The sequence below is a fragment of the Streptomyces sp. NPDC001902 genome (assembly GCF_042891295.1).
GTDB lineage: Bacteria > Actinomycetota > Actinomycetes > Streptomycetales > Streptomycetaceae > Actinacidiphila.
This window is the reverse complement of record NZ_JBIATA010000038.1, coordinates 1-22,953: the sequence shown is the minus strand read 5'-3', so window position 1 is coordinate 22,953 and position 22,953 is coordinate 1. Positions and strand designations below refer to the sequence as shown.

Annotated in this window: 17 protein-coding genes and 7 pseudogenes; 12 read left to right on the top strand and 12 right to left on the bottom strand. The window is 67.5% G+C overall.

The genetic code is table 11. The features are described 5' to 3' along the window. Window positions 1-43: 43 nt before the first annotated feature. The 5 genes and pseudogenes from ACFYYN_RS39220 to ACFYYN_RS39200 all read left to right on the top strand — a co-directional run bounded on the left by ACFYYN_RS39220 (window position 44) and on the right by ACFYYN_RS39200 (window position 4,138). Window positions 44-279 (top strand): annotated as a pseudogene (locus tag ACFYYN_RS39220) (hypothetical protein). A gap of 61 nt (window positions 280-340) precedes the next feature. Beyond that, window positions 341-523 (top strand): hypothetical protein, encoded by a 183-nt coding sequence (locus ACFYYN_RS39215; protein ID WP_500549576.1) that lies wholly within the window; start codon window positions 341-343, stop codon window positions 521-523. 303 nt (window positions 524-826) lie between these two features. Then, window positions 827-2,002, top strand: a complete 1,176-nt coding sequence (locus tag ACFYYN_RS39210) for a DEAD/DEAH box helicase (protein ID WP_500549575.1) — start codon at window positions 827-829, stop codon at window positions 2,000-2,002. Further along, window positions 1,948-3,366 (top strand): helicase associated domain-containing protein, encoded by a 1,419-nt coding sequence (locus ACFYYN_RS39205; RefSeq protein ID WP_500549574.1) that lies wholly within the window; start codon window positions 1,948-1,950, stop codon window positions 3,364-3,366. The genes ACFYYN_RS39210 and ACFYYN_RS39205 overlap by 55 nt, the downstream gene beginning before the upstream one ends. Window positions 3,367-3,910: 544 nt before the next feature. Beyond that, complete coding sequence (locus tag ACFYYN_RS39200) at window positions 3,911-4,138, top strand: winged helix-turn-helix transcriptional regulator (protein WP_500549573.1); 228 nt, start codon at window positions 3,911-3,913, stop codon at window positions 4,136-4,138. Window positions 4,139-4,194: 56 nt separating this feature from the next. Here the strand turns inward: ACFYYN_RS39200 and ACFYYN_RS39195 are convergent, their stop codons facing one another. The 5 genes from ACFYYN_RS39195 to ACFYYN_RS39175 form a co-directional block, all read right to left on the bottom strand. Beyond that, window positions 4,195-5,043, bottom strand: coding sequence for a Rossmann-fold NAD(P)-binding domain-containing protein (locus ACFYYN_RS39195; protein WP_500549572.1), 849 nt, complete (start codon window positions 5,041-5,043; stop codon window positions 4,195-4,197). Between the two features lies 1 nt (window position 5,044). After that, a complete protein-coding gene (locus ACFYYN_RS39190; RefSeq protein ID WP_500549571.1) occupies window positions 5,045-6,112 on the bottom strand; it encodes an aldo/keto reductase in 1,068 nt (355 codons plus the stop codon). A gap of 15 nt (window positions 6,113-6,127) precedes the next feature. Beyond that, window positions 6,128-7,141: an SDR family oxidoreductase gene (locus ACFYYN_RS39185; protein WP_500549570.1), complete on the bottom strand. Its 1,014-nt coding sequence runs from the start codon at window positions 7,139-7,141 to the stop codon at window positions 6,128-6,130. A gap of 87 nt (window positions 7,142-7,228) precedes the next feature. Further along, a complete protein-coding gene (locus ACFYYN_RS39180; RefSeq protein WP_500549569.1) occupies window positions 7,229-7,783 on the bottom strand; it encodes a TetR/AcrR family transcriptional regulator in 555 nt (184 codons plus the stop codon). A 315-nt stretch (window positions 7,784-8,098) separates the two neighbouring features. Further along, complete coding sequence (locus ACFYYN_RS39175) at window positions 8,099-8,548, bottom strand: winged helix-turn-helix transcriptional regulator (protein ID WP_500549568.1); 450 nt, start codon at window positions 8,546-8,548, stop codon at window positions 8,099-8,101. A gap of 87 nt (window positions 8,549-8,635) precedes the next feature. On the opposite strand from ACFYYN_RS39175, the gene ACFYYN_RS39170 reads away from it, so the two are divergent. Beyond that, on the top strand, window positions 8,636-9,250 hold the full coding sequence (locus tag ACFYYN_RS39170) for a Gfo/Idh/MocA family protein (RefSeq protein ID WP_500549567.1): 615 nt from the start codon (window positions 8,636-8,638) through the stop codon (window positions 9,248-9,250). A 382-nt stretch (window positions 9,251-9,632) separates the two neighbouring features. After that, window positions 9,633-9,859: pseudogene (locus ACFYYN_RS39165) on the top strand (DNA helicase); the annotation flags it as partial. A gap of 174 nt (window positions 9,860-10,033) precedes the next feature. On the opposite strand, the gene ACFYYN_RS39160 reads toward ACFYYN_RS39165, so the two are convergent. Together ACFYYN_RS39160 and ACFYYN_RS39155 are read right to left on the bottom strand one after the other, a co-directional pair. Next, a complete protein-coding gene (locus ACFYYN_RS39160; protein WP_500549624.1) occupies window positions 10,034-10,495 on the bottom strand; it encodes a hypothetical protein in 462 nt (153 codons plus the stop codon). Window positions 10,496-10,814: 319 nt separating this feature from the next. Further along, the gene (locus ACFYYN_RS39155; protein ID WP_500549566.1) at window positions 10,815-11,387 is read right to left on the bottom strand and encodes a GNAT family N-acetyltransferase; all 573 of its coding nucleotides are present in this window, start codon (window positions 11,385-11,387) and stop codon (window positions 10,815-10,817) included. Between the two features lie 540 nt (window positions 11,388-11,927). Between ACFYYN_RS39155 and ACFYYN_RS39150 the strand changes: the two genes are divergently transcribed. The 3 genes from ACFYYN_RS39150 to ACFYYN_RS39140 all read left to right on the top strand — a co-directional run bounded on the left by ACFYYN_RS39150 (window position 11,928) and on the right by ACFYYN_RS39140 (window position 14,487). Next, window positions 11,928-13,523: an ISL3 family transposase gene (locus tag ACFYYN_RS39150; RefSeq protein ID WP_500549565.1), complete on the top strand. Its 1,596-nt coding sequence runs from the start codon at window positions 11,928-11,930 to the stop codon at window positions 13,521-13,523. Then, a complete protein-coding gene (locus ACFYYN_RS39145) occupies window positions 13,520-14,053 on the top strand; it encodes a DUF6193 family natural product biosynthesis protein (protein WP_500549564.1) in 534 nt (177 codons plus the stop codon). The genes ACFYYN_RS39150 and ACFYYN_RS39145 overlap by 4 nt, the downstream gene beginning before the upstream one ends. 266 nt (window positions 14,054-14,319) lie before the next feature. After that, complete coding sequence (locus ACFYYN_RS39140) at window positions 14,320-14,487, top strand: hypothetical protein (RefSeq protein WP_500549563.1); 168 nt, start codon at window positions 14,320-14,322, stop codon at window positions 14,485-14,487. Window positions 14,488-14,706: 219 nt separating this feature from the next. Here the strand turns inward: ACFYYN_RS39140 and ACFYYN_RS39135 are convergent. Together ACFYYN_RS39135 and ACFYYN_RS39130 are read right to left on the bottom strand one after the other, a co-directional pair. Next, window positions 14,707-14,937, bottom strand: a pseudogene (locus ACFYYN_RS39135) (transposase); the annotation flags it as partial. A gap of 17 nt (window positions 14,938-14,954) precedes the next feature. After that, a pseudogene (locus ACFYYN_RS39130) lies at window positions 14,955-15,304 on the bottom strand (transposase); the annotation flags it as partial. A gap of 157 nt (window positions 15,305-15,461) precedes the next feature. On the opposite strand from ACFYYN_RS39130, the pseudogene ACFYYN_RS39125 reads away from it, so the two are divergent. Then, a pseudogene (locus ACFYYN_RS39125) lies at window positions 15,462-16,717 on the top strand (IS256 family transposase). Window positions 16,718-16,749: 32 nt separating this feature from the next. On the opposite strand, the gene ACFYYN_RS39120 reads toward ACFYYN_RS39125, so the two are convergent. From ACFYYN_RS39120 to ACFYYN_RS39110, 3 genes and pseudogenes are all read right to left on the bottom strand, one after another. After that, window positions 16,750-17,064 (bottom strand): hypothetical protein, encoded by a 315-nt coding sequence (locus ACFYYN_RS39120; protein WP_500549562.1) that lies wholly within the window; start codon window positions 17,062-17,064, stop codon window positions 16,750-16,752. A 236-nt stretch (window positions 17,065-17,300) separates the two neighbouring features. Further along, window positions 17,301-17,696, bottom strand: a pseudogene (locus tag ACFYYN_RS39115) (IS110 family transposase); the annotation flags it as partial. 391 nt (window positions 17,697-18,087) lie between these two features. Continuing rightward, window positions 18,088-18,930 (bottom strand): annotated as a pseudogene (locus ACFYYN_RS39110) (IS256 family transposase); the annotation flags it as partial. Window positions 18,931-19,868: 938 nt separating this feature from the next. Between ACFYYN_RS39110 and ACFYYN_RS39105 the strand changes: the two are divergent. Further along, window positions 19,869-22,862, top strand: coding sequence for a DNRLRE domain-containing protein (locus ACFYYN_RS39105; protein ID WP_500549561.1), 2,994 nt, complete (start codon window positions 19,869-19,871; stop codon window positions 22,860-22,862). Window positions 22,863-22,953 lie beyond the last annotated feature (91 nt).

Below are 22,953 nucleotides of genomic sequence, written 5' to 3'. Positions count from 1 at the left end.
CGACTCGTTCAGCCGGCTTGACGACGGCTACCCCGCCTACACGATGGGCCGGGCCGCCGAGATGCCCGGCACCACCCAGGGCTTCCTCCGCGCCACCGCCACTACTCCCGCTACCAGCTGCGCATCCGCTGCCGGTGCCCGGGAGCTCGTTGACCACGGGACCTTATCGAGGCCGCCTGCCGCATCATCATCCTCGAAGACCAGCTCGAAGAAGCCCAGCGCATCAACGCCGAATACCGGTCCCGTCCCGGCACGCGGCCGACATCTGACGCGCAATGAGCGACGCCGGAAGGCGGACAAGCTGCTGATCGCCCGTAAAGCGTTCTGGGAATCGGCGCACATGGTGCTGGTGCTCCTGGCGGCCGTCGGGGGAGCGGTGGCAGCGCACAGGTGGGGCCCGGACATCGGTGTGCCAGAAGCCATTCAGCCGTTAGTCATGGTGATCGGCGCTGCGTTGGGAGCCACGGCCGCAGGTGGATGGCAACGAGCGGTCCAGCTCAAGGAACTCATTACCGGCAAGTGAGGCACTACGTGCGCTGGTGTCGTGCGACGGCGGCTGCGGAGAATGGCTCAGCGCCACGATCGTGGGCGCGAAACACAGCCTCGACCGCTTTCGGATCTTTCCCCCGCAGAGCTGGGGTCACTCTTCCTTTCAGGAGAGCCGCACCCAACTCCCCTCGTACAGCGGCACCGCCCCTGCCCGGGCGCCGCGCGCGCAAAGGAGACCATTGAGTGGCGCGTGGCACTCGAACCGCCCGGCTCTACCTTGGCCACCTCGAGCGCGGCGCGACTTCCCACCCAGAACCGACTGCTGGAAGCCGGGTCGATGACCACGCAGCACGTGATCACGGTCCCGCCGCGGCCGCACCAGACCGCGGCCACCGACAGCGCCGCCCAGGCACTGACCATCCACCCCGGCCACGCCGTACCGCCCCAGGGCCTGCGCACGCAGGCCCGCCTGGCCACCGGCTCCGGCAAGACCTTGATCGGGCAGATGACCGCCCACCAGGTCGGCGCCCGAAGGGTGATCATCCTCGGTCCCTCCCTTGACCTGCTGGAACAGACCGCCGACGCTTGGCGCCGCTCCGGCCACCACGGTCCGATGTTCGGCCTGTGCTCCCTGACCTCCACCCCCGGCCTGCGCTGCACCATCAACCCCGCCGAACTGATCGTCTGGACTGCCGACCTGCCCGACGCCGCGGTGTTCGCGACCTACGCCTCTGTCGGCCTGGGCACCCTGCAGGAAGCCCACACGCTCGGCCTGCCCGAATGGGACCTGGCGATCCTGGACGAGGCCCACCGGGTGTCCGGAGCGATCGGCAAGCCGTGGGCAGCGGTCCTGGACAACACCCGGATCCCGGCCACCCGGCGCCTGAGCCTGACCGCCACGCCCCGCATGTGGGAACTCGGCGGTTCCGGTGACCGCGATACCCTCGACGACGGCGATGCGCCGTCCATCGGCGGATCCGGCCGGTCCGCAGTGAAACTCATCGTGTCCATGGATGACCCCTCCCAGTTCGGTGAGGTCGCCTACGAGCTCCCGCTTCGGACCGCGATCGACGAAGGGATCATCGCCCCCTACCGCGTGGTGTGCGTGGAGATCGCCGACCCCGCCTACCAGGCCGCTGTCGCCGCGGGGCGCAGCCGCGACCGGATCCACAGCCTGCGGCTGGCCGCCATGCAGGCCGCCATGCTCAAAACCGCGAGCGACTACCGGCTGGAAAGAGTCCTCACCTTCACAGCCGGGTCGCCGAAGCGAAGGCCTTCGCCGAAGGACTGCCCCAGGCACACAAGGACCTCGCGGCCGCCGACCCGTCACTGCAGTTGCCGGAATCCCTGGTCGCCCGCTGGCTGTACGGGGAGCACTCCCCGGAAGTCCGCCGTGAAGGGCTGGCGAACTTCCACTCCGGCGTCACCGATGCTGGCACCCCCGTCGCCCTGTCGGCGATGTCTTCGGCGAAAGACCTCGGTGTCGGCGTCGACACCTGGGCCGATGCCGTGATCATGTGCGACGTGTTCGGGGCCATGCCCGACATCGTCCAGGTCCTCGGACGCGCCCTGCGGATGCAGCCCGGTGACGGCAAAATCGCCACCATCGTCGTGCCGGTCATGCTCGGCCAGGGCGAAAGCCCGGACCAGATGCTCACCTCACCGGCATACGACCCCCTGGCCCGCTTCCTGGAAGCCCTGCGCTCCCACGACACCCAGGCCGTCGAAGCACTGTCCGCCTCCGCCCTGGAACCAGATAGCCCCACAAGCGGCACCAGCGAAGACCACGGCGACGCGACCGCCTCCGACACCGTCGACGCCGACGGCCCTGACCCCGCGAACGAGGTCGCCGACCCGGTCGACGCCCCGGGCATCCTGCAGTTCGCCACACCCCGCGACCCCGGCATGCTGGCCCGGTTCATCTCCCTGCGCGTGCTGCAGGCCGCACAGCTGTCCTGGCGGCGCGGACTCGAGTCCGCCATCGCCTACAGGGCCGCCCGTGGCGACCTCCGCGTCCCCTACACCTACCGCGACCCCGTCGACCAGGACGACCCAGACGAGGGCTTCCCCCTCGGCATCTGGATCGCCGAACAACGCCGCGCCCACCGCGCGGGCCGCCTGGCCACCGACCGCATCACCGCGCTCAGTACAGTCGACATGGTGTGGTCCGAGTTCGACGCCGGCTTCGAGGACGGCCTGAACGCCGCCCGGGAATGGTTCGCCGCCCACGGGCACCTCCTGCCGGCCAACGACGCCGTCAGCCCCGACGGCTACCCAATCGGCCGGTGGCTGCACAACCAGCGCAGCGCCACCCGCCTCGCCGCGAGCGTGCCCGACGGCGCCGACCTTCCGCCCGGCGCGCTCACCGAACAACGACGCGAAGCCCTCGAGGCGATCGACCCGTCCTGGTGCCCGGCCTGGGCCATCGACTGGCAGCGCCGCTTCACCCTGGCCCGCGTCCACGTCGCGGACGGCGGCACCGTGACCGGCCACGAGACCGGCCAACTGGTCATCCAGGGCGAGGACATCGGCAGGTGGGCCACCGTCCAGCAGAACGCAGCCACCTTCGAGAGGCTGTCCGTCCCGCAGCAGTGGATGCTCCGCAGCGTCCTGGGCATCGAGCCGGCCGCTCCCTCAGCACCGAGGGCGGCGCCGCGGTTGAACAATGACGAGAAGTGGCAGTTGAACATTGCCGCCGCCCGTCAATACCGCGGACGGGAAGGGCACCTGAATGTGCCGTGTCGTCACACGGAACCGGTCGACGGGCACACGGTCAGCCTGGGCGTCTTCGTCAACAACGCCCGGGCACGCCGGGCCGCACTGCCCGAGCAGCGGGTGGCCGCGCTCAACGAACTCGGCATGCGATGGAGCAGTTGACGGATCTCATAGAGTCGGGGACCCGCCAGGCGTCCCGGTGTACACGCGCCGGGACGCACGGCTCACCCTTGCGCTGGTGCCGCTCAAAAGCGCGTGGGTTCGCAGATCCTGAGCCTCGTACGGCATGAACCCGCACTCGACAAGCTCTCGGGGCATGTCGAGTGCGGGTTCACGGGGTGACCTCGAGGGCGCACCGGGTGTTGGAACGGGCATGAGCAACTTCACCCAGCCCCGAACCCCGGGGATGTGTTCTCCGCTGGTGTCGCCATGGGCGGACCACGCACGGCGAGCCCGAGCGCGGTCCGGCCGTCCACCCGGTGCGGCGTATGTGTGGCGTGCAGGTGGCGGGCTTGCGCTTCGTAGCGGGAGTGATCGCCGCTGGAACTGGCCTTGCCGCCGAAGTACAGCCGGCCCGGATGCCGCTGTCGTGCAGCGCACGCACGTTGGCGTCGATGTCCGCCTCGGGACCCAGGTTGTGGGCCCAGTTGGCGACCGTGGTCACCCCTGCGTTGATCGCTTGTACGACACCCCACAACACGCCCGCATGCACATCCTCAGCACCACGGTCCGTCGCCTGGAGCGCGACGGCCTGATCAGCCGCACCGTCGAGCTCACCGTGCCGCCCGGGGTCGAGTACGCGCCCACCCCACGCGGTCGCAGTCTGTACGCCGTCCTGGCTGAACTGGTCGCCTGGACCGAAGCCAACCTCGGCGCCATCCGCCGCGACCGCGACGAGTACGACACTGCCACCCGGTCTTCCATCGGACCGTGACAAGCCCCTTCGGCGGGCAGGCTTGCGAACCTGCAAGAGCAGTCGCTCGTGACAGGTCACCGGCTCGTCATCCGGTCCGAGCATCCCCGCACATCTGAGTCGTTCCGAACGTCTGGATCGTTCCGGCGCCGGCGAGAGCACTGCGAGAGGAACGGCGGCGTCAGCCACGATCGGGAAAGGGGCTGGTCAACGGTAGGCACCAGCCCGAGTTGAACGCCTACCTCAGTGCGAGGCCGGCGGGCGCCGGGCACGGCAAGTTCGTTGATCGCAGTGTTGCCCAGCCGTCGGGGCAGGGTTTCCGGGGCGTGCAGAATCTCCAAGGTCGCGAGGGCCATCTCGCGGGTCGAGGTGACCACAGCCGGCCAGCGCCGAGCCAGCAGGGGGAAGAACGGCTTCAGGATTCGATAGACCACGCGCTGCCCGCGGGTCGACGGCCGCGCGCCCCGGGAGGGCCGGATCAGGCCCGGACGCAGAAAGAACGCGCGTGGGTGGATCGCCGCGATCGCCTCTTCGGCGCGGCCCTTGACCCGGATCCACATCGTCTTGCTGGTGCTGTCGGCGCGGTTGGCCGAGACGTACACAAAGAGGCTCCCGGGGTTTCCGCGCAGCGCCGCAGCGGCCGCCGCGACCGCGATATCCCGCGTGATGCGCGTGTATTCGAGCTCGCTCAGGCCGAGCGACGGCACTCCAAGGCAGAAGACCGTCGCGTGCGCTCCAGCGAAGATCGATTCGAGTTCATGGAGATCCTGGAAACCTTGGTGGATAACCTCGCGGAGCTTCGGATGGGAGCGGCCGGTGCTGCGCCGCACGATCGCCGTGATCTCGGTGACCGTAGGGTCTTCGAACAGTGTGGTGAGGACCCCGTGCCCCACCATTCCGGTCGCACCGAACAGCACCACGCGCAAGTCACACCGACCGACGATAGGAGGCGGAGCCGACGCCATTGATCTGTGTGCCGGACTGGGTCAGCGGAACGGCGATCGAGGCCAGCCAGGGGTAGGGGTAATTGAGGTCGGGGGCAGACACCTGGTCGAGCTCGCGCAGGTCGTCCTCGGGGATGGTCACCTGCAGCGACTCAAGGTTGGCCTCGAGCTGGGTCACGGAGCGGGCCCCGATGAGCGTCGAGGTGACCGGCGCCTGCTGCCGTACCCAGGCCAGGGCGACCGCTGCGACCGACGCGTCCAGTCTCTTGGCCACCTCGCGCAGCACGTCGAGCACGTCGAAGGCGTTTGTGCCATCGAGCTGTGCCTTGGCCAGGGGGCCGCGACCGGACCCCTTGGGGGTTCGGTTGTCGCGTGAGTACTTGCCCGAGAGAACGCCACTGGCCAGCGGGCTGTAGGGCAGCACGGCGAGGTCCAGCTCGCGGGCGGCCTGGAACAACTCACCTTCGACGGTACGACGGACCAATGAGTATTCGACCTGCAACGCGACGATCGGAGCCCACCCACGCAGCTCCGCGATCGTCGCCATCCGGGACACCGCCCAAGCCGGAGTGTTGGACAGCCCGATGTAGCGGATTTTACCGTCGCGGACCAGGTCGTTGAGGGTGGCCAAAGATTCCTCGATCGGAGTGTGCTGGTCGAGACAGTGCTGCCAGTAGAGGTCGATGTAGTCCACCCCGAGCCGCCGGAGCGATGCATCGACCTGTTCGAGGATCGCCTTGCGGCTGCTGCCGCCGCCGTTCGGGTCACCGTTGTACATGTTCCGGGCGTACTTGGTCGAGATCACCACCCGGTCCCGCAGGCCGGGCCGGGAGGCGAGGTAGTCACCGACGATCTGCTCGGAGCGGCCTTCGGAGTAGCCGTTGGCGGTGTCGATCACGTTGCCGCCAGCGTCCAGGTACCGTGCGATGACTTCCTTGGACGTCTCGGGGTCGGAGCCCCAGCTGGCGTCGCCGAAGGTCATCGTGCCGAGGGTGAGCGGGCTGACCCGAAGACCGGAGCGACCGACGGTGCGGTATTCGAAGAGTTCCACGAGCTGAAAATCCAATCAGTGCTGAAGGGCGAGAAGGCTCTCGCCGGTCTCGGCGATGGTGTCCTCGATCTGGCGGGGCTTCCACCCCAACAGCTTCTCGGCCTTCGAGGAGGTGGCCGCCAGGTCCCGGCCAAGCGCCGCACGCAGCTGACGCAGCTGCGGGTTGACCAGAGCCAGTCCGCGAGCAACCCACAAGGGCATCTCCTTCGTCGGTACCTTGTCTGCCTGCTTGCCCAAGCGTTCGCGCAGGATTGCAGCGACGTCACGCAGCCAGAGACTGCGCCCGGCGGTGGCAATGAACCGCTCCCCTGCGGCGGCCGGCTCAACCAACGCAAGCAGCTGCAGAGAGGCCACGTCACGCACGTCTACGTAGCCGGTGGCAAACGGCAGCAGCGCCGGCATCGTCCCGTTGAGCATACGAGCGATTGCAGTAAGTGAGGGCGAGTAGTCCGGGCCGAGGACCGGGCCAAGCACGCCCGTCGGGTTGACGGTGGCCAGTTCGAGGCCCCCGTCCTTCACGAAGTCCCAGGCCGCGCGTTCGGCGAGGGTCTTGGACTTCTGATAAGGCTGAATGCCTGCGGCATCGACGTTGGTCCAGTCGTCCTCGGTGAACGGGGTGTCGCGCGGCTCATGACCGTATGCGATTGCTCCGATCGCGGAGGTCAGCACTACTCGCCGCACACCGCGGTCGCGGGCTGCGCGGAGCACGCGGAGCGTGCCGTCGATTGCCGGACGGACCATCTCGTCGTCGTTCTTGGGCGCCTGCGTCAGCGTGGGCGAGGCGATGTGCAGTACGCCGTCGCAGCCAGCGGCGGCTTTCGTCCAGCCGTCGTCGCTCGACAGGTCGGCGCGGACCACTCGGAGGTTGTCGCCCGGCTCGGCACCGCCGCGGCGCAGCATCTCGCGGACCTGTTCTTCGCGGGAGAGATCGCGCACGGTGGTGCGCACCGAGTAGCCGGCGTTGAGCAGTGCGAGCGTGCACCAGCTTCCGACGTACCCGGAGCCGCCAGTAACCAAAATCTCCGACATCCTGCTCTCCGCTTCTTTCAGGGCTCGTTGAAAGACAGTAGTGGAGAGGTCTCCGGATCGTCAACGGGAAGTGGAGAAGTTCTCCAGTTACAGCCTTTCCGCAGGCTCTTCCCTTAGGGTGGGCGCCATCAGCCCGTCCAGGATCAGCGTAAGCATCGGCTGGGTGCGGTCCTCGGAAGCCCGCCACAGCGCACCGGTCAGTTGCAGAAAGTCACCGGGCTCGGCATCCGTCCGAACGCTGCCGTCCGCCTTCCCCGCGTCGAACAGCAACGTGATCGCATCGAACACCGGCCCGTACGTCTGCTCCGTGACCGCCTTCCGCACATCCGGCGTGAGAGCGGCGCCCAAGGCGTGCTTCTTGCGCATCGCGTCGACCAGCTTCGTAGTCCAGTGCCGTAGCGCCTCGATCGGGGTCATCGCGCTCAGCGACTCGGACACCGATTCCGCCAGTTCCTCGACCTCCTCCCGGTAGATGTCCAGGATGAGCTCATCGCGCGACGCGTAGTTGCGGTAGAGCGTGCCCGGCCCCACCCCGGCCCGCTGTGCGATCTGGTTCATCGAGGCGGCCCCGTCCTCGGCGAACGCCGCACGAGCGGCGGCCAGGATGCGGTCGCGATTCCTGCGAGCATCCGAACGAACCATGCTCCCCCTCCTTGCGTAGCGGAGACCTCTCCACAACGATAAGGGGACCGTATCAGTGCGGCAACCAGCCAAAACTGCTTCGCCAGGCCTATGTGTTGCAGTGACGGCAAGCCATGCTGGATGACTGACGCGCGCCGCCTTGCAGCAGTTCGACAACCAGTTGCCCTGGCAGCGTGAGCGGGTGCGGCCGCACCAGGATGGCGAGGGGGCGTGGCGGTCAGCTGCCGCCGTCGGGGGGCTGGGCCTTCCAGGCGTAGTACCCGGGCCCGAGAACACTGTCCACCTGCGCGACGTCCACCTCGCCGCCGTCCTCGTCTACGAAGGCGAGGCGCACGGGCCGGTTGGTGCTCGTGTCGACCAACACCGAGGAGGGCCGTAGTCATTGGGGCGATGCTTGTTGCCCCAATCGAGGAGGGCGCCGAGCACGGGCCGCAACTGGCGGCCGTCCGGCGTCAGGTGGTAGGCGTGGCGTTCCCGGGAGCCGCGCCCGCCGGCCTCGGGGCGGTAGGGGCGGCGCTCCAGGATGCCCTCGTCGACGAGGGTGTTGAGCCTGGCGGTCAGTACGTCGGTGGAGATGCCGAGTGAGGCGCGGAACTCGTTGAAGGTGGCCCTGCCGTAGAAGGCGTCCCGGATGATCAGCAGCGACCAGCGCTCCCCGATGACGTCGAGGCTGCGGGCGATCGCGCAGATGGGGTCCGCGCTGGCGCGCGACCTCGCCGAGGCCGAGTTCCTGCGGGACGCGGGCCGCCCCGGACCTCGGTTCACCGGACTGCAGGGACACGTGTCGCCGCGACGAGGTGGGTCCGCGACCTGATCGCCGACGGCTATGTCGGCGAGGTCCTCTCCTCATCGATGATCTGCTCGTTCCCCGGCGGCGGGGCGACGTTCACGTCGGCGTCCGCCTATACCGCGGACGCCGCCAACGGGGCGACGATGATGACCATTCCCTTCGCCCACGCGCTCGACATGCAGGCGGTGGCACTGGGTGAACTGACCGGGACCACGGCGACGATCGCGACGCTGCGCACCCAGGCCGTCAACACCGATACAGGAGAGGCGATCGCGAAGACCGCACCCGACCAGATCGCCGTCACCGGCCGTCTGCCGGGCGGGGCCGTCGCCAGTATGCACTTCCGGGGCGGCGCGCCGCGGACGACGCCGTTCGCCTGGGAGATCGACGGGACGCGAGGATCTCTGCGGATCACCGGGGATGTCGGCCTGCCCATGAGTGCCGCGCTGGCCGTCGAAGGGGCGCACGACCAGGAGGCGTTGTCTCCGCTCGAACTACCCGCTGGGTACGACCGGTTCCCGGGGCTGTCCGGAACGCCGGCCCACAACGTCGCCCATCTGTACGCGGAGGTGGCCGAGGCGCTGTCGGGCCGGGGCTCCGGCGCTCCTGGGTTCGACCACGCGGTGGAGCTTCACCGTTCGCTCGAGGCGATCGCACACAGGGGAACCGAAGAATAAATAAGGGACAGGAGTGACGAGACGCGCTGCGGGCTCCTGGCGGCAAGGGCCCGGACATCCTTGTCGTCGACATCCCGGCGAGTGAGACGGCGCCGCACTTCCAGTACGGCTGGCAGGAGAAGGACAAGGACAGGTCAACCTTCAACGCGCCCTCCGGGTCAACGACGACACTTTTTACATGAGTGAGCACCAGGTCGCCAGTGCCTACCGGGAGCGATTCGCCCGTCAGGGAGCGGCCGAGAGCGAGCTCAAGGTGCGCCTCGCGGAGACTGCCGAGGTCGTCTTGAGTGAATCCGACGGGACACCGGCCTGGGGGACAGGCCTCGACTGGCGACTCGACGTGCCGTTCGCGCCGCGCGCGGACGGCTGCGAGCACGGCGGCGCGTACGCGGCGGTGTCGACCGCGCGCAAAGCCAAGGGCCGCGAGAGGTTGAGATCGCCGACGACTTCCATCCATCCGAGGACAGCGACGAAACCGACGAGCGCGGTAGCCCGCTGCCCGGTCCGATCGACGACGCCTGCCTCGCCTATGTCGCCGTCACCCGTGCCCGTACCCGCCTCGACCTCGGCGGGCTGACCTGGATCAACGACCACCCCGATGGCAATCCGCAGTGGTCGCAGGGTCCGGCTCGAACCGTCTGCCGAATTGACTCTGGCACGCGTACCGTGCATCTGGCGGCGACATCGCAAGGTCATTGCGAAACCGCCCTCCTGGCTGTGGATCTGGGGGCGGCCCAGCCTATGGCCCGCCCCCAAAGTGCCGTTTCGGCAGGGTGTGTGAGGCTATGCGGTGTAGCAGTGAGGCCGACCGTAGTAGTCGAGTTCGCAGATGACCCTGTCGTAGTCGTGGAAGCGTGTCCACATGAAGGCCGTGGGGGACTGAGCCCAACTGCCGTCCTGATAGATGTAGTTCGATTCCACCATGACGCCGTCCGCGTCGTACAACCAGCCGAATTCGCTGTCGCTGGACTTTCCGGACGGGAGCCATCGCGTGTTGCAGTTCCAGGTGGCCCGAACCACGTTGGCGCTGCCGTCGTTCCCGCCGCTGGGGTTCCAGATGTTGCACTTGCTGGCGCCGTCGCTGAGGAAGCGGGCGGTTTTGACGGTGTAGCTCGACGGCAGCCTGTTCTCTACCGTCCCGAACGCTCCCGCGTGAGCCGTTGATACCGGGCCTACGAGGGTGAGGGCGTTCGCCCCGAGCGTGAGGAGGGCGATGGCTGCGATGCGAAGCTTGTTCTTGATCAAATTCTCCCCCTGTGATGCCGTTTCGACGGGCTGATTCTGGTGGCGAAGAAATGGCATGTCAATGTCAAGAGATGTTGTCTCAAGTGCAACAACTGCATCCAGAGTTGTTCAGTGCTTCGGAAGGCACCCGGGTCGCAGTGTGTTCGATGTTCACGACAAGCGACAGCACCCGAGTATGCAGATGAGGATGTTGCCGCTCCATGCTCCAGCGGTGCGGATGGTCGGGATCGGTGGGGCAAGCCAAGACGTCGAGCTCGCCGGAGTGAGTCACGGTGACCTCGGTGGAGGTTGTGGATTGAAAAGCTGGCGCGTCTCGGTCCTATCGGCCGGCCGTCGGGTTGCTCGTCGGGTGCCACTCGCGGCGGAGGAGGCCGAAGACCCAGGAGTTGGAGACGTCGCCGTTGACGACGCAGTCCTCGCGGAGGGTGCCTTCGCGGACGAAGCCGAGCTTTTCCAGGACCCGGGCGGACGCCAAGTTGCGGGTGTCGGTCTCGGCCTGGACGCGGTTCAGGTCCAGGGTGTCGAACGCCCACTGCAGGACGGCGTGCGCGGTCTCCGTGGCGTAGCCGTGGCCCCACGCGGCGGCGCCGAAGACGTAGCCCAGGGACGCGCTGCGGAAGTCCGGGTTCCATCTGGTCAGGCCGCACCAGCCGATGAACGCGCCGTCGCAGACGCGGTCGACGGCCATCCGCGCTCCCGTGCCTTCCTCCTCGATCGTCCGGCAGTACGCGATGAAGCGCTGGGCGCGGGCCAGTTCGGTCCACGGCGGGGAGTCCCAGTAACGCAGCACGTGGGCGCTGCTGTGCAGCGCGTAGAGCGGCGCCGCGTCGGCGTCGGTGAACGGCCGCAGTCGCAGGCGAGCGGTGTGCAGATCGGGGGTGGGCAATGTCATGCGGGGCATCCTGTCGCGTCACGCTCGCCCTCGACCATCCGTTTACCCGGACGGTCGGGGGCGCGTACGTCCCGGTGACGCCGAACGCGCCGCATGGGCGGCGAGTGCGCAGTCCCTTGCCGGCATGGCGCGGCCGTGGCGCCCCCCGGGGACGTCGACCAGCCTCGTCAGTGGACCTCACGAAGTCCTTTTAAGGGGAACGATGTCGGGGGTGGCCGTGGGGACAGGCGGACCGGCGGCGTCACCATGGAGTGCTCGCCACGTGGCGGCCTGAGGGATCGGGCGTGCAGGGGAGCCAGTCGTGGCCGTGGTGGCCCGGTGCGCGCCGCAAGGTGACGGTTCGGCCTTGCATCGGACTGCCGTGAGCGGGGTGCCTGCCGCGACGCAGGCTTGACGGCTGCAAGCGGGCGTGATGGTTCGCGGGGGTGTCCGTCCACCCCTCCCTGATGGGAATTCCTGAAATCGGCTCTGGCCGCAGTTCCGTGAATCCCCAGGTCAGGGAGGTGAGCGAGGGATCGTTTCGGCAGAGTATGTCCCGGCATGGCAAGCAAGACGGTCGAGGCTGTGCTGTTTCCAGGGATCGCTGTGCGAGTGGAGCGCGTCAGCGACTCCTCCGACGTCCTCGTGGTGGAGGCCGTGTCCGCCGCTCGCCCGGGCCGGTGCCCGGACTGCCGGAAACAGGCGAGGCGCATACATAGCACGTATCAACAAGCCCTACATGAGGGGCCGTTGGGGTCGCGCCGGGTCATAGTCCGGCTGCGGGTCCGCCGGTACTTCTGTGATCGCAAGAACTGTTCCCGCACGACGTTCGTCGAGCAGGTGCCGGGCCTGTCCGAGCGGCACCGTCGCTCCAGTACCGGGCTGACGGGGTGGCTGCGGTCGATCGCAATCGAGCTTGGCGGCCGTCCGGCCGCACGGTTGTGCCGCCGCCTGCGGCTGGTCGCGGGCCGAACCCGACTGCTCAGGCTGTTGACGGCGCCGACAGTGCCGGACCGTGCGCCGCGGGTGCTGGGGGTGGACGAGTTCGCCTTCCGCAAGGGCTGCACCTACGGCACCGTGCTGGTCGACGTCGAGGCCGGCCGGATCGTGGACGTACTGCCAGACCGCACCTCGGAGACGTTCGCGGCCTGGCTCACCGAGCATCCCGGTGCGGAGATCATCTGCAGTGACCGGGCCACCTCTTACACCAAGGCGGTCAGGGAAGCTGCCCCGCACGCCGTGGAAGTAGCCGACCGCTGGCACCTGCTGCAGAACCTGTCCGCCGCAGTGGAGAAGACCCGCCACCAGCACCGCGGCTGCCTGCGCAAACGCGCCGAGGAGGAGACGGTGACCGAGGCGCCGGAGCCGCCCCCGATGCTGTTACCTGCCGCGGAACTGCCCCGCACCCAGATCATCGAACGCACCCGCCACCGCTACGAGGACATCCACCGCTTGCTGGAGAAACGCTGGACGATCAGCGCCATCGCCCGCCGTCTGAACCTCGACCGCAAGACCGTGCGCCGCTTCCGTGACACCGACCTCGGCGAGCTGCTGGCCTCCGCCCGCGAGCGCCGCCCCAACGGCGTCCTGGAGCCCTTCAAGGCATATCTCAACAGCCGCTTCACCGAATCCCAAGGCCAGGCCAGCGGCACCCAGCTCTTCCTGGAGATCCACGCTCGTGGCTATCGCGGCAGCCGCCAGGTCGTCCGCAAGCACCTCGCCGCCGTTCGCGCGGGCACCGCCGAACCGGTCCGGGCCGACATCCCGAGCCCTCGCAAGATCACCTCATGGATCATGCGGCCCCGGGAGACGCTGACCGAAAGCCAGGACGAGCGACTCCTTCAAGTCCGACTCGCCTGCCCCAACATCACCCGGGCCTGCGACCTCGCTCGAGCGTTCGCCGACCTGGTCCGTCACCAGCGCGGACACCTGCTGCTGGAGTGGATCCGGCAGGCCGAGCAGGACGCACCGAAGCCCATGAAGGGCTTCGCCGGCTTCCTCCGCCAGGACCTCGACGCGGTGACCGCCGGTCTGACCCTCCCCTGGAGCTCCGGGGTCGTTGAAGGACACGTAAACCGGGTGAAAACACTGAAGCGAGCTATGTACGGCCGAGCCTCGTTCCGACTCCTCCGGACACGCATTCTTACCCGGCCATGATCTTCGTTATTAGAGCACCGCTTTCAGCCAACGGCCGCGACACTATGACAGTGGACGCGAATGACGAGACCTGCGATCAACAGTTCCCCCTACCTCCAAGACCAGTTCTGCCAGACATAGCTGCAGCACGCAGTCGCGGGCTGGCTGACGTTGTCGAGGCTCATTGGCAGTCCCTACGACTCAGCTGGCAGTGGAGGCATGCAGTACATCAGATCCGCACGCCCGGGCGCCCATATCCGGGCATCGTTCCGCTGCTGGAAGCTGCCGCCGCTCAACCACGACTCCGGCGGCTGTATCCGTTCACCAGCCACTTCGCCCTGCTCTTCAGCAGCTCCACCAGCTACCCCTGGACTGTGCAGGCCGGATCGATCGAGCCCTTGCACACTGGCCGGTTCAAGGTTCGCCGACGCAGTCCTTTCGCCGTGATCGGCGAAGTCGAGACCGCCGAAGAGGCTGTGGCCCTCCTGCTTGAACTCCTGCCAGCCGACCCCGAGCCCGTCATCACCGCCTCCGCGGACGAGCACGTGTGACGGTGTGTGGCCACGCCCATCGGTATCAGCACCCCGCAGCCTCTACTCGAGATCATTCACGATAAAGCGGCCAGAGCCCTGAAGTCGGCCAGGGCCGCTCTTCGCCTCACTCGGTCCGGCGCTCAAACGGGGTGAGGAGCTTAAACGAGCACCGCTCGCATTCCCGGCCAGGGTCACCGGTTCGTGGAGTGTGCCAGTCGGTCGGACGGTCAAGGGCGCCATCGTCGAGGTCCCTGTCCCTGTCACCAGCCGTCTACGCTCTCGGCATGCAGCGCAGCGATGTCACGCGGGACGATGGTACGTGGGTGGGCCTGTCCCTGGACGTACAGGACCGTCACCAGCCGGGACTGTGCGTGTTCAGTGCCGGGCAGCGGCTGCTGGTCTCCCAGCTGTCGCGGCCTGTGTTGCTCGCCGTTGTCGACGAACAACTCTAGGGCGTGGACTTCTGGCGCACTGACGAGTACCGCTCTATTGTTCCGCCGCTGCGCGCCGATGTGGGGCGCGCCCTGGCGGGCAGCCCGGATCGGTGGGCTCACCGCTTTGCCCAGTACCTCATCGAATCAGGGGACAGCCCGTTGCACGAGGGCCGGTGGCTGCGGTCACGTCCGCTGGAGTGGTGTATCGACGGCCACTCGGTGATCTCTTCTTTGAGGCTATGCGGTGAGTTCGGTCGGCAGGACGGTGTCGCCGGTCTGTGACTCGATCGGGTGGAGGCGGGCTTTGGCCAGCAGGTCGCGGCCCATGTAGCGGCGGGCCTCGGTCCACTCGTCGTTCTGTTCGGCCAGGACGGCGCCGACCAGGCGGATCACGGCGGTGCGGTCGGGGAAGATACCGACCACGTCGGTGCGGCGGCGGATCTCTTTGTTCAGTCGTTCCTGCGGATTGATGCCCCTATGGTTCGTCAAGCTGCTAGGGGTTGATCTGCGTAGGTGGGTGCTTCCTGTAAGCACTTGTAGATCTCACGGGCGATGTAGCGCTTCAGGCAACGGATGATCTCGCGACGGCTCTTGCCTTCCCGGGTGCGTCGTTCCAGGTAGGCCTGGGTGCGGCTGTCCCACCGCAGGCGGCTTTGGGTGATGCGGTAGAGGCGGCGTTGGCTTGGCGGTCGCCCCCGCGGTTGAGTCGCCTGCGCTGGATTTTGCCCGATGATCTTTCGACGGGGCTGACTCCGCACAGGGCTGCGAACGAGGCTTCACTGGTCAGTCGCTCGGGGTTGTCGCCCGCGGTGACGAGGAGAACGGCTGCGCTGTCGGGTCCGACGCCTTGGATTTCCAGGAATGCCGGCGCATGCAGCGAGCAATGCTCGGAACCTGTGGATCGGGCCGGGGAGGACGTACCTTCCCTGGTGATCGATCGATAGGCCATCGAGCAAGGCCGACGTTGGCGCGTCGGTCGGGAAGGCACGTCCGTGCTCACCGTAGTCAACGCCGACGGCACCACCAGTGGCGGGTTATCGCTTCTGGACGAGATTGTCCGGGAGGGCGCGCGCCGGATGCTGGCCGCCGCGCTGGAGGCCGAGGTCAACTCCTACATAGCCGAGTTGGCCGACCAGCGGGACGAGAGCGGTCGCCGTCTGGTGGTGTGCAACGGCTGCCACCAGCCAAGGAAGGTCACCACCGCGGCCGGATCGGTCGAGGTGCGGGCGCCGCGGGTCAACGACAAGCGGGTGGACGCAACCAGTGGGGAGCGCAAGCGGTTCTCCTCGGGGATCCTGCCGCCCTGGTGCCGCAGGTCTCCGAAGATCGCGGAGGTGCTGCCGCTGCTCTATCTGCACGGCCTGTCCACCGGGGACTTCGTGCCCGCGCTGGAGCAGTTCCTCGGCTCCACGGCGGGCCTGTCGCCGGCGACCGTCACCCGGCTGACCGCCCAATGGCAAGCAGACCACGCCGCATTCCAGGACCGCGATCTGTCCGGCACCGTCTCGTGTACGTCTGGGTCGACGGCATCCACCTGCGGATCCGCCTGGAAGAGGCCAAGGCCGCCGTTCTGGCCGTGATCGGCGTCCGCGCCGACGGCACCAAAGAGCTGGTGGCCATGACTGACGGCTACCGCGAATCGTCCGAAGCCTGGGCCGCCCTCCTGCGTGACTGCGCGCGCCGCGGCATGCGGGCCCCGGTGCTCGCGGTCGGCGACGGCGCGCTTGGCTTCTGGAAGGCCCTGCGCGAGGTCTTCCCCACCACCCGCGAGCAAAGGTGCTGGGTTCACAAGACCGCCAACGTGCTGGACGCCATGCCCAAGTCCGCGCAATCGGCGGCGAAGAAGGCCCTGCAGGACATCTACAACGCCGAAGATCGCGAGCGTGCCGAGCAGGCCATCACGACGTTCGCGAAGCTCCACGGCGCGAAGTTCCCCGAGGCGGTCCGGAAGATCACCGATGACCAGGACGTGCTGCTGGAGTTCTACCACTTCCCGGCCGAGCACTGGATCCACCTGCGCACCACGAACCCCATCGAGTCGACCTTCGCCACCGTCCGCCTCCGTACCAAGGTCACCAAGGGCGCCGGCAGCCGCGCGGCAGGACTGGCGATGGTCTTCAAGCTGGTCGAATCCGCCCAGGCCCGCTGGCGGGTCATCAACGGCTCCCATCTCGTCCCGCTCGTCCGTGCCGGCGCCCGCTTCGAACGCGGCCAGCTGGTCGAGCGGCCCGCGCCTGCTGTTGCCTGACACTGAGTTCAACTGATTGACGAGCCACCCATTCAAACCGCAGGCGGCCAACTGACCAACCTGAGATTCGCCGAATCCGGATTTCTGTCCAGGCATCGCAAGGTGAGCTGCTTGCGACGTTGCCGAGGTGTCCAGCCGTGGTGAAGCAGCGCATCTCGTATGACTTCCGCAACCAACCCAGGTGCGATCACCACACCGTGCTCAACCCACGTCGCCATGCGCTGTCCATCATTTTCCTCGTGCAGGACAACGATTGCCAGACCGGGCTCATCATTGGGCGCGACTACCCAGCGATAGCGTTCCCCGTCGACAACAATTACCCGCGTGCCCCTTTTCGCAATGGCCATGCAACTCAACCTTCCGCACCACGCACGGCCGCACCAACTCGTGCGCGTAGACCGACAGTGTGCCTCTTGTCGGGGGCGTCGTGGAACTCTGCGGCGGCCTCAACCGATTCCGCGCCAGACGTCGACTGAGGGGGAAGTTGCCCCGCTCGCCGCAGGCCCCGACCTACCCACCACCGGCTTCGCGACCCTGACCGAGGTCAGCTGATCCACAGGTATTGACAATTGCTCGCATGCAGCTCGATGGTGGCAGTGATGCGGCTGGTGAGCTCGCGGACCTCATCGTTGAGTTGCCGGATTCGGCTGGCGAGCAGCCGTAATGTGTATGCCACGGCCTCGTGTGGGCAGGCCGGGTCAAGGTTTGAGCATGCCTGGATGAGTTTCGGGTTGCTCAGTGGTGTCAGCTGTTCCCGAAGATCGGCCGGAGCCGTGACGAGGACGGCCTTGAGCTGATTGATGGCCTGCGTGCGAGCCTTGACCGCTGAATCCTTGGCCAGCTTGTAGGCTCGCAGGTCCTCCACGGGGACGTCGCCGGACTTGGGGACGGCGGTCGCCCGGCCGCTGAGGACGGCGCGAGCGGCGGCCTCAGCATCGACCGGATCGCTCTTCCCATGCCGCCGGCGTGCAGACTTGTCCGCTCGTGGATCACCGATGCCTTCAGAAGGACTTCCGTCTTCAGCATCGAGTCGACCAGCGGCGCGAACTCATCAATCACCCTCGCTCGCGACCGCCCGCTCGGCGACCGCCGAGGCGGCGATGCAGGTCCGTCAACGGACAAATACTTGCTGACCGTCCGCCAGTTCAGTCCTGTCTCCCCGGCCACCTCTGACAGGTTCATAGCCCCAGACGCAACCAAGCTGCGAAACGCCGCAGTTCCAGCCAGCGCTGCGGATCCAAGACCACGGCCCGCCCCTCTCTGCACCCAGCCCTACAGCCAGCAGGATGCAAGAGTCGGCATCTCAGCACATCACGAACGCTGCACGCTCATCCGTACGCGGCTATGTACGTTCACGTGTACGCCGACAAGACGGTCCGCAGCAGCGTGGCCACCCACGGCTGGGCTGATTTCGGAACCTGACTGAGCAGGTTGCGGGCGCAGTGGGTGCGGCAGCGCTGCCACGAAGCGCCAGGCAGGGTCGCGCCGATCGCGTCGACGAGGCCGGCGTGGGCGTCGGAGACGACCAGCTGGACGCCGGCCAGGCCGCGGGCGATGAGCGAGCGCAGGAACGCCAGCCAGCCGGCTCCGTCTTCGGCGGTGGCGACGTCCAGGCCGAGGATCTCGCGGTGACCATCGGCGTTGACGCCGACCGCGACCAGCGCGTGGACGTTGATGATGCGGCCGTCTTCGCGGACCTTCTGGGTCAGTGCGTCGACCCAGACGAAGGCATACGGTCCGGCATCCAGGGGTCGGTTGCGGAACGAGGTAAGTTGTTCGTCCAGGTGCTTGGCCATCGCGCTGACCTGGGACTTGCTCAGCTGGGTGACGCCGAGGGACTCGGCGAGCTTCTCGACCCGGCGGGTGGAGACCCCGAGCAGGTAGGCGGTGGCCACCACCGAGATCAGGGCCTGTTCGGCCCTGCGGCGGCGTTCGAGGAGCCAGTGCGGGAAGTAACTGCCGCTGCGGAGCTTGGGGATGGCCAGCTCGACCGTGCCGGCCCTGGTGTCCCACTCGCGCGGGCGATATCCGTTGCGGTGATTGACGCGTTCGTCGCTGACCTGCCCGTATTCGGCATTGCAGAGCGCATCGGCCTCCGCGGACATCAGCGCGTCGGCGAACGTCTTGACCATCGCCCGCAGCAGATCGGGACTCGCCGCGGCAAGGTTCTCGTCGGCGAGGGCGTTCAGGGGCAGACTGTTGGGTGCGGTCATCGTGCTGATCTCCTTCGAGGCTTCGACACTTCGAAGATCAGCCGGTGGCCGTTTCTCTATGCGGGCATCAACCCGGACTCCGGAGCAAACCCCCGCATCAGGTCCAACCCGTTACACCACTTCCAAGGACGCAACCCGGCGGAGATCCGAGGGCCATATCGTGTGACGCCTGGGCCGTCCTTGCCGGGGACCGGGCTTCGTGTGGAGCGGCCGCCGTCGTCGGGCGAGGTTTCCCCCAGTTGCCACGGCCGCCTGTGCCGGCCGCCCTCGCGGTGGACCGCAGCAATGGGCCCTCCTCCTGGCGGGTCGCCAGGGAGCCGTGGCTGGATCACTCCCCTGGTTGCGGCGGGGCCCTGAGGCTGTCTTCGACCGGTGGCGTTGGGCCTCGTCCGATCCAGGGTCTCCGCAACCGGTGTCTGTCCGCGGGCTGATCGGCGATGCCGAGGCCCGGCTGCCGGGGGCCGGTGGGCGCTTTCGGCGTGGGCGGTGGTTGCCCGAGGCTCCGAATGATCGGATTTCAGGTTCGAAGCATACACAAAATGGTCATACGTGGTTTTCCTTTGGTTTACTCAGGACTGGATACAAGTTCACTCTGAGAGTGGCCAGTTGGGTGACCAATTTGATGCGTGTACAACAAAAGTAAAATTTGGTCCGCCCTGGTCTTGATCTTTCTTTGGCCTTTCGAGAGTCATGCACGCGGGGTCAGTTCATGGGGGAATCGGTCATATCGCCGCTGGTCAGGTGACTGAGCGAAGGGGGGACGGGGTCTTCCGGGGCCCCGGCGGAAAACCCGTGCCTGCGGCGGGATAGATCTCTCCTTCCTGATCCCATGGGGATCTCTTGAAGGAGATGTGATGGTTTTCTGGTTCAAGGACGGGCTGCCAGGCCCGTTCAGACCTGCCTCGCCTGGGGCGAGCAGGCGCCTGCGGCGCATAGCCGTGGCTGTGTCCCTGATGCTGGCCGTTGAGACGGCCCTGGTGGTGGAATCCACCGGGCAGGCGGTGGCGCTGGAGCAGCAGACGCCCACGGCTACCGCGACGGCCAAGGCCGAGGGCCCGGCGCAGGCGCAGGACGAGGCGTCAGCACTGCTGATGGCCCGGCTGCAGGACCGGAAGATCGAGGTGCTGGCGGCGCGGACGTCGGATTCCACGACGTGGGCGCTGCCGAGTGGTGAGCTGCAGACTGCGGCTTACGCCGGGCCGGTCCGGGTCAAGCAGGACGGTACGTGGCAGGACATCGACACGTCCCTGTCTGACACCGGTGCGTCCCTGACGCCGCAGGCGGCGGCCGCGGACATCGCGGTCTCCGATGGCGGTGACACGGCGCTTGCGTCGGTGGCCAAGGGCGACAAGTCCTTCGGCCTGGGTTGGCAGGACAAGCTCCCCACCCCGCAGGTGAAGGACGACACCGCTTCCTACGACCTGGGCGCCGGGCAGACGCTGACGGTCACGGCGCTGCCGCAGGGCTTCTCGCAGAATGTGGTCCTGGACCAGCAGCCGGACGGGCCGGTGTCCTACCGGATCCCGATGGACCTGGAAGGGTTGAAGCTGTCCGAAGCAGATTCGGGCCACCTGCTGCTTAAGGACTCCGACGGGAAGCTGGTGGCCGAGGCGCCGGCCCCGATGATGTGGGACTCCACCAAGAACGAGGTCTCCGGTGAGCCGGAGCACCAGGCCCGGGTCGCCACGAAGATCGAAACCGGCGATGACGGCAAGCAGACCCTGGTGCTGACACCCGCGGCGGACTTCCTAGCCACCGCGACGTACCCGGTGACGGTCGACCCCACCTCCACGCTGGCCGAGACCACCGACACCTGGATCCAGACCCCGGACTACGAAGACTCCCAGGTCTCCTCCACGGAGCTGAAGTCGGGCACCTACGACGCCGGCGGCCACATCGCCCGCTCGTACCTGATGTTCGATGTGGCGAAGTTCAAGGGCAAGCACATCACCGACACCAACCTCGCCCTGTACTCGTACTACGCCTCGACCTGCTCCACCACCGGAGCCGGTACCCAGGTTCGCCGGATCACCACCAGCTGGTCATCCTCGACCGTGACCTGGCACACCCAGCCGTCGACCACGGCGACTGGCGCGGTGACCAACAAGGCCGCCCTGGGCTGGAGCTCCTCCTGCCCGGCCGGCACGATGAACTTCGACATCGACGCTATCGTGCAGGCCTGGGCCGACGGCTCGGCCAACTACGGCCTCCAGGTCCGCGGCGCGGACGAGTCCGACACGTTGACCTGGCGGCGTTTCCGCTCGGCGAACTACAACTCAGGCGTCGACGGCGCCACCGAGCCGCACCTGACGGTCACCTACAACTCCTACGCCACCACAGCCTCGGCCGCGATCTCGCCGAGTGTGGTCAACGCCTACAACGGTTCGCGCTACGTCACCTCGCTGACGCCGAAGCTGTCGGCGAAGGTCACCGACGCGGACGGATCCACGGTCAAGGCCCAGTTCGAGATCACCAACGACCCGGCCTATCCGAGCGACCCGACGTACTCGTACACCGGGACCTCGCCCTCCGTCTCTTCGGGCGGCACGGCCACACTGGACATCCCCAGCGCCAACCCATTGCCCATCTCGCACCTTCGGATGCGTGTACGTGGCTATGACGGCACGGACTACGGCTCCTGGTCCTCGTACCTGTACTTCGCGCCGAACGCGGCCAAGCCGGCCGCGCCCACAATCTCCTGCTCCCCCTATTCCGCCGGCACGTGGACTGACAAGTCGAGCAGCGGCGCGACGTGCACCCTGAGCACCACCTCCACTGACGGCGCGGGCTATCAATGGGGGCTGGACGACACGACGGTTCCCAACCGAGCTCTGGACACCATCGACGGCACCGGCGGCAAGCCGCAGACCATCACCGTCAAGCCGGGCAACGGCTGGCACACCCTGTATGCCCGCACGATCGACTCGGGCGGCAACATTTCCACGGCCACGACTGCCTACGCCTTCGGTGTGGGCAAAGCCGGCCTCGCGTCCCCCGTCACGGGGGACACCACGGACGACGCTGTGACGCTGTCGGCCACGCAGGCCGGGGCGTTCACCGGCGTGACATACCAATACCGGATCGGTGACAGCGTCGCCTGGCAGCCGATCCCGGTCACCTACGTGACCGAGGACGGATCGGCCATCCCCTCCTGGCCGGTCACCTTCCCCTCCTCCGCGAACCCCGCCGACCTCATCTGGGCGGCGACCAGACAGCTTCCCGACGACGGTCCCGTCCAGGTGCGGGCGCTGTTCACGGACGGCACCAACACCTACGGCACCGATGCGGCCACGGTCACCGTCGACGGCAAGGCCAACAACGCGCCCGTCAACGCCATCGGGCCGGGCACCGTCAACATGCTCACCGGTGACTTCGGCCTGGACGCCACGGACGCCGGTGCGTTCGGCGTGTCGGTGACCCGCAGCTTCTCCTCCCGCGACCCCCACGCGGGGACAGGCCAGTCCGGCCAGGTCGCGATCTTCGGCCCCAACTGGACGTCCGGCATTTCCGCGGCCACGTCCGACTGGACGTACGTGAAGCAGACCTCACCCACTTCGGTCGCGGTCATGGACGCCACAGGCGGTCAGACCGGCTTCGCCCTCAACTCCACCGGAGGCTGGACCCCTGAGCCGGGTGCGGAAAACCTCACCCTCACCCTCAAGGACGGCGCGTACACGCTGAAGGACACCGACGGCAGCGTCACCACCTTCAAGAAGGTCTCCGGCACGCCAACCTGGCAGGCAGACACCACGTACGCGGTGAACAACTCCTCCGCGAACACCACGACCGTGGTTTCGCGCGCCGTCACCCTCTACGACGGCGAAATCCTCGCCGAGCCGCGGTACGTCATCGCCCCCACCAGCGCGGTATCTGCCACAGCCTGCGCGAACGACCCCTCGACGGCGGACTGCCGAGTCCTGGAATTCGTCTAGATGATCGATTCCAAGGGCTAATGGTCGTAGGCGGTCAGGGATCGTAGGACGCTCTGCCCGGTGTGGTGGTTGTGCCAGATGGCGGCGGTCA

Excerpts from the sequence above, each read along its gene's own strand:
- ACFYYN_RS39155 (WP_500549566.1), bottom strand. The coding sequence starts at position 11,387 with ATGACATTGCCCACCCCCGATCTGCACACCGCTCGCCTGCGACTGCGG.
- ACFYYN_RS39205 (WP_500549574.1), top strand. The coding sequence starts at position 1,948 with ATGTCTTCGGCGAAAGACCTCGGTGTCGGCGTCGACACCTGGGCCGAT.
- ACFYYN_RS39185 (WP_500549570.1), bottom strand. The coding sequence starts at position 7,141 with ATGTCGGAGATTTTGGTTACTGGCGGCTCCGGGTACGTCGGAAGCTGG.
- ACFYYN_RS39210 (WP_500549575.1), top strand. The coding sequence starts at position 827 with ATGACCACGCAGCACGTGATCACGGTCCCGCCGCGGCCGCACCAGACC.
- ACFYYN_RS39200 (WP_500549573.1), top strand. The coding sequence starts at position 3,911 with ATGCACATCCTCAGCACCACGGTCCGTCGCCTGGAGCGCGACGGCCTG.
- ACFYYN_RS39180 (WP_500549569.1), bottom strand. The coding sequence starts at position 7,783 with ATGGTTCGTTCGGATGCTCGCAGGAATCGCGACCGCATCCTGGCCGCC.
- ACFYYN_RS39170 (WP_500549567.1), top strand. The coding sequence starts at position 8,636 with ATGATCTGCTCGTTCCCCGGCGGCGGGGCGACGTTCACGTCGGCGTCC.
- ACFYYN_RS39145 (WP_500549564.1), top strand. The coding sequence starts at position 13,520 with ATGATCTTCGTTATTAGAGCACCGCTTTCAGCCAACGGCCGCGACACT.
- ACFYYN_RS39215 (WP_500549576.1), top strand. The coding sequence starts at position 341 with ATGGTGCTGGTGCTCCTGGCGGCCGTCGGGGGAGCGGTGGCAGCGCAC.
- ACFYYN_RS39140 (WP_500549563.1), top strand. The coding sequence starts at position 14,320 with ATGCAGCGCAGCGATGTCACGCGGGACGATGGTACGTGGGTGGGCCTG.
- ACFYYN_RS39120 (WP_500549562.1), bottom strand. The coding sequence starts at position 17,064 with ATGGCCATTGCGAAAAGGGGCACGCGGGTAATTGTTGTCGACGGGGAA.
- ACFYYN_RS39150 (WP_500549565.1), top strand. The coding sequence starts at position 11,928 with ATGGCAAGCAAGACGGTCGAGGCTGTGCTGTTTCCAGGGATCGCTGTG.